The organism is bacterium (assembly GCA_029210545.1).
GTDB lineage: Bacteria > BMS3Abin14 > BMS3Abin14 > BMS3Abin14 > BMS3Abin14 > JARGFV01.
This window is the reverse complement of sequence record JARGFV010000155.1, coordinates 1-4,980: the sequence shown is the minus strand read 5'-3', so window position 1 is coordinate 4,980 and position 4,980 is coordinate 1. Positions and strand designations below refer to the sequence as shown.

The window sequence follows — 4,980 nt, the reverse complement described above, 5'->3', positions numbered from 1 at the left end:
TAAGGAAAGGGAAAACCACGCTTTTCCCTTTCCGTGGAGCGAAAAGTCCCGGATTGGACTTTTTGCGACTCTATCAAAGTTCAAAAACCAATGACTAAAGGTAGATACTGCTACAGACTATGCCTCAAACTCTTTGGACTTTGGGCTTTGGCCTTTGGACTCCCACTCATACCGGACATTCATGACCATGAAACTTGAACGGATCATCCTCATCACACTCATCGTCGCTAACACCTTGCTGGTGCATTCTGTTCGTGAATGTCCGGCATGGGTGGGCTTTGAGCTGGACGGGGCAGCGACAGCTGTTAATGACACATGGGATACGGCTGGAGGCGACGGGGGGCAGTGGGAACTGGCCGGCCGGCTCGTCGTCCAGGAGCAGCTGGAGCCCCTGGACCTCGAGCTCCACTGGCTCGCCGACGCGAGGTGCGCTTTCGGGGAGCTCCGGCTCACCGGTCCCTATGGCGAGTCGCCATTCCGGACCCTTGACATGGAAAAGACCCATCGGGAAACCAGCCGATCTGCCCTCACTTCAGAGGTGGACCGGCTCACGGCCGGCTGGACGTTTTCCGGTCTCGGGATCACCGTCGGCCGGCAGGCGATCACATGGGGAGAGGCCTATTACTTCAACATCAACGACCTCTTCGGGGCCTTCCCCATCACCGAGACCAACCGCCTGTACAAGCCCGGCATCGATGCCCTTACGGTAACGGCAAGCCTGGGGCCCTTTTCTGACCTGTCCCTGGTGACCGTCCCCTCCGACGACACCGACGACAACGCGGCGGTCAACCTGCAGATACCTGTGGGGGCAGGCTCCCTGTCCCTGACAGGCGGCAGGATCCGCGAGGATATCAAGCTCGGGGCCGGTTATACGGTAGACTTCGGCGGCGCCAGGATCTACGGAACACACCTTGTGACGCGCGAGGACGGGGGAACCGGATTCAGCGAAACGGTTGCCGGTGTAGAGAGCCAGGTGGGGCCCTACACCCACATGGTGGGAGAGATCTACCTTAACGGCTGGGGAGCCGCCGACCCCGACGAATATCCGGCGCTCAGGCTCACCGAAAGGTACCTGGCCGGGCAGGCGCTGACCCTGGGACGACTGAGCGGTGCGGTCCAGATCTCCCGTCAGGTGACGCCCCTGCTCACAGTAACGCCGGCCCTTTTCGCGAACCTGTCGGACGGCAGCGTCCTCGCTCGCCTCGACGGCGGCTGGTCCCTGTCGGACCTGACTTCGTTGAGCGGGGGGATCTTCGTGGGGCTGGGGAAAAGACCAGATTCAGGGGTTCAGGAGAGCGAGTACGGAGGGGCGCCGCTTACTGTCTACTTAGAACTTGTTCACAGCATATAAGAGCCGTGATTGGTGATTCGTGATTGGTGATTCGTGATTGGTGATTCACGATTTACGAGTCACGAGTCACGGCTCTTCTTCCATCTGCAGCCTGGGAAGGTAGACCGTGAAGATCGTGCCCACTTCGGGCCGGCCTTCGAAGGAGACCTCACCGCCGTGTAGGCGGATGATGCGCCGCACGATGGAAAGGCCGAGGCCGGTCCCGGTCTTCTCCGCGCCCCGGGCCACGGAGGTCCGGTAAAACATGTCGAAGATCTTTTCGGCGTCTTCCTCATCGATGCCGATCCCGGTGTCCGCCACCCTGACGATGAGCGTGTCCGCGGTCTCTTCAGCACTGAGAATGATCGTTCCACCGGAGGGGGTGTATTTGATGGCGTTGGTGAGCAGGTGCCGCAGAGCGCTGTGGATCAGGTCGCGGTCGGCCTCAACCGGAGAGAGGTTTTCCAGGTAATCGACGCGCAGTTCCAGACCCTTGTTCCCGGCCCGCAGCTGCAGTTCGTTGGCGACCCGTTCAATTTCCTTCATGATGTCCACGGGCAGGAATACGGGTTCCCGCTCCCCCGAGTCCAGGATCGACAGCTCCTTGACATCTTCAATAAGCCGCTCAAGCTTGAAGGAGTCCACGTCGGCCTCATCAAGCATCCTCGCCTTATCGGAATCCATATCCGGGTCGACATCGTCATAGAGCCTCTGGATCACCGTGCGGATCCTGAGGAGAGGGTCTCTCAGGTCATCCGAGATGAGAGTCAGGAAGTGGCGTCTTGCACCCAGCGACCGCCGCAGTTCCTCGACCTTCTCTCTCGTGTCGGCAATAAGGAGGCTGCTGTATATGATCACCCCGAAATGGTGGCCGAGCATGGTGAAAAGGTCTACTTCTTCGGGGGTAAAGCTGTACTGGGTACGGGAAACGACGCCCATGACCCCCAGGATCCTGTCTTCCGAGTAGACGGGGAAAAGGGCTGCCGAACTGACACCGCTGATACTGAGGGCCTGGCAGAAAGAGTCCGGCATGTTGCGAACGCGATCCACCACCACGGGCTCACCGGTCATGAGCACCTCGCTGAGGATCGTATCCTCCACATCCAGGAGCTGGAGCTGATCCGAGAAGACATTCCATCCTTCCCACTCCATGCGGACGTTGACCAGTTTCCGGTCCTCCGGAAAATTGATAAACCCCCCGTCAAAACCCATGACGTTGATGACCCGGACGAGGAGATCTTTCCAGAGCCCCTCCGGTTCACCGCTGATCTGGAGCTTCTGGGTGATGGCGTGGATAGCCATGAGGACCCGGTTCCTCGAGCCCAGGATCTTCTCGTTCTCGGATTGGCTCACGTAGGAGAAGAAGAGGAAGAACGCCATGGGAATGAGGATCTGGATGTACTCCTCGAAAGGTTCAACGACATCTTCGAACCCCATCCATTCCACGGCGTTGGGTATCGCGTTCATGATGTAGAGGAGCACCAGCAGGAACAGGGAGTGGAAAACCTTCTGTTTACGGACCTCCGGCTGGAGGATGGTCCACATGGCGTAGGCAAGGGAGGCGGCGCCAATGATGTCCAGGAAGCTGATGAGGTTCATGCCGTCCAGTCATCCATTGGTTCAACGTCCAGGGCCCGGCGGCATCCTACTGTGACGAGGATCGCTCCGGAAGCCATAAGGGAATGCTCGATGATGTTGAACAGGTCCCCGAGGAAGAATTCCTCCAGGGTTGTGCTTACGAAAGCGCCCAGGACGCAGAGAAACGCGTAAAGGACAGGGGCGTAACGGCCTCCGGCAAGGATGCGCCAGTTGACCAGCAGGTAGATCAGGACCAGAACACACATGGCCAGGCCGAGAAGTTCGGCGGGGTTAAGCTCCAGGGTCTCGGGCATGGGTACCTCCCTTGGTTGAAAGCTCCAGCCAATATTTTTAGCAGAAAAGGCAGTTTTGTCAAGTGGGGACGAACCGTGAATGAGTGAAGCGTACGTGCGTACGTGCGAAAGATCTGACGCCCACACGCTTTACGCATATAGCTCTCTCCCTCCTGCCTCCTCCCTCCTCCCTGCCCTTCCCCCCTTGCCCCCATCCCTCCGCAGCGATATTATCCTCCCATGGCCGAAGATCAGAACAGCGACACCAGACCGTGCCCCACCTGTCACGGATCCGGCTTCCAGGCCCGGGGATGCAACCTGTGGCCATGCGTCGATTGCGGGGGGAAGGGGACTGCGGCCGGGACTGGGAGCGAGTCTCAGACCCAGACTCAGACACAGGAGAAGAAATCCTAGGAGATCTTTTTCTCGACTGCCTGCTTTAATCCGGCGAGCATCCTGCTGATTTCACCACTTAACTTGATTAGCTCATCAGCCTTTTCTTCAGGGATATAGGACAGGTTCCGAGCAAGATGTAGTAAGGAACGCACTTCAGCTACTGATCCTCGTGCAATGGACAGGAAACTCCTGAACTCTTTCGGGTTAAACCTCTCGAAACCCTCCGCAACGTTGGACATCACTGAAATCGAGGCCCTTCCTATCTGATCCCGGAAGTTCAGGTCTCTTGTCATTTCACCGGTTCGAATCAACTGGTGGATCGAAACAGCCAATTGTCCTGCTTTTTGCCAAACGATAAGATCTTCAAAGCTCTTTATTTTCTTTGAATCCGTCATCTGTACACCTCCCGAGTATAGATGACAGATAACTGAGCATGATTCGTGCCATATGCCTTATCAGCACTGTGACTGGGTCTGTGTCAGAGACCCCCAGGTCCTCAATATACTCCATGACATGCTTTCAAATTGCTGTTGTCGTGTAGTATATTGAGGACCTGGGGGTGATTCAAGTACCAGGCAGCATCCTGAAATACCGCTCGGCTCTTCCTGAGGAGTTGAGAGGGATCTCCCATTTGCCGTGGATCCCGTGGAGATGGGTTCGACGGAACTACTCTGCAGGTGCGCCCAGACCCATGTCCGCCCTGTTCAGGGCCTATCAGCGTGTTGCAGCCTCCGTAGATCTTGACAGCATCGGCATTATTACCGGCGACAACGAAAACGACAGGTGTCGCCGGTGCGGAATGTGCTGCGCCACGTTGAACCCCGGGCTCACTGAACATCTTCGCTACCAGGAGTGGATCGCCGCGGGAAACCCCATCGGCAGCTTTATCAAGATGGTGGCCCGCCAGAACGCCAGCGAGGCCTGGTACGCCGGCTGGTTCATGGGCGAGTTCCGTTTGAGGATGTGCCCGCTTCTCTTTTACTGCGGCGACAGCGACGCCCACTTCTGCGCCGTCTACCACTTCGGCCCCGGCCAGCGTCCCGAAGCGTGCGAGAATTTCCGGCCCAATCCGCCCCACTGCGAAGTCAGTCAGCGGCCGCTGGTGCCTTAAAGGCGATTCCAGATTCCAGGTTTCAGATCTCAGATCTCAGATCTATCACCTCGCCTTGCCAGACATAAGATTTTGCTGTAAGTTCGTCACCTGCAAAATCTTATGTGGGGGCGTAGCTCAGCGGGAGAGCACCTGCTTCGCATGCAGGGGGTCGGGGGTTCAAATCCCCCCGCCTCCGCACATGTGATGTCCCAGGACATCGGAAACCCCCGGACCGTCAGGTTCGGGGGTTTCCTGGTGTCTGGGGTCGGTATCGGCGCGTGGTGTCGAGG

5 protein-coding genes and 1 tRNA gene are annotated in these 4,980 nt (G+C 57.8%); 3 read left to right on the top strand and 3 right to left on the bottom strand.

Translation table 11 applies throughout. The features are described from left to right. Positions 1–187 precede the first annotated feature (187 nt). Positions 188–1,351, top strand: a complete 1,164-nt coding sequence (locus P1S46_11510) for a hypothetical protein (protein MDF1537102.1) — start codon at positions 188–190, stop codon at positions 1,349–1,351. Positions 1,352–1,417: 66 nt separating this feature from the next. Here P1S46_11510 and P1S46_11505 read toward each other — a convergent pair whose 3' ends face one another. From P1S46_11505 to P1S46_11495, 3 genes are all read right to left on the bottom strand, one after another. Beyond that, the gene (locus P1S46_11505; protein MDF1537101.1) at positions 1,418–2,929 is read right to left on the bottom strand and encodes a GAF domain-containing sensor histidine kinase; all 1,512 of its coding nucleotides are present in this window, start codon (positions 2,927–2,929) and stop codon (positions 1,418–1,420) included. Beyond that, positions 2,926–3,222, bottom strand: coding sequence for a hypothetical protein (locus P1S46_11500; GenBank protein MDF1537100.1), 297 nt, complete (start codon positions 3,220–3,222; stop codon positions 2,926–2,928). The genes P1S46_11505 and P1S46_11500 overlap by 4 nt, the downstream gene beginning before the upstream one ends. Before the next feature lie 389 nt (positions 3,223–3,611). Next, positions 3,612–3,992, bottom strand: a complete 381-nt coding sequence (locus P1S46_11495; GenBank protein MDF1537099.1) for a four helix bundle protein — start codon at positions 3,990–3,992, stop codon at positions 3,612–3,614. Positions 3,993–4,156: 164 nt separating this feature from the next. Between P1S46_11495 and P1S46_11490 the strand changes: the two genes are divergently transcribed. Both P1S46_11490 and P1S46_11485 read left to right on the top strand, forming a co-directional pair. Beyond that, a complete protein-coding gene (locus tag P1S46_11490; GenBank protein MDF1537098.1) occupies positions 4,157–4,708 on the top strand; it encodes a hypothetical protein in 552 nt (183 codons plus the stop codon). A gap of 106 nt (positions 4,709–4,814) precedes the next feature. Then, a tRNA-Ala gene (locus P1S46_11485) sits at positions 4,815–4,886 on the top strand. Positions 4,887–4,980: the final 94 nt, after the last annotated feature.

Coding starts and splice junctions, on each gene's coding strand:
- P1S46_11500 (MDF1537100.1), bottom strand. CDS start 3,222: ATGCCCGAGACCCTGGAGCTTAACCCCGCCGAACTTCTCGGCCTGGCC.
- P1S46_11510 (MDF1537102.1), top strand. CDS start 188: ATGAAACTTGAACGGATCATCCTCATCACACTCATCGTCGCTAACACC.
- P1S46_11505 (MDF1537101.1), bottom strand. CDS start 2,929: ATGAACCTCATCAGCTTCCTGGACATCATTGGCGCCGCCTCCCTTGCC.
- P1S46_11495 (MDF1537099.1), bottom strand. CDS start 3,992: ATGACGGATTCAAAGAAAATAAAGAGCTTTGAAGATCTTATCGTTTGG.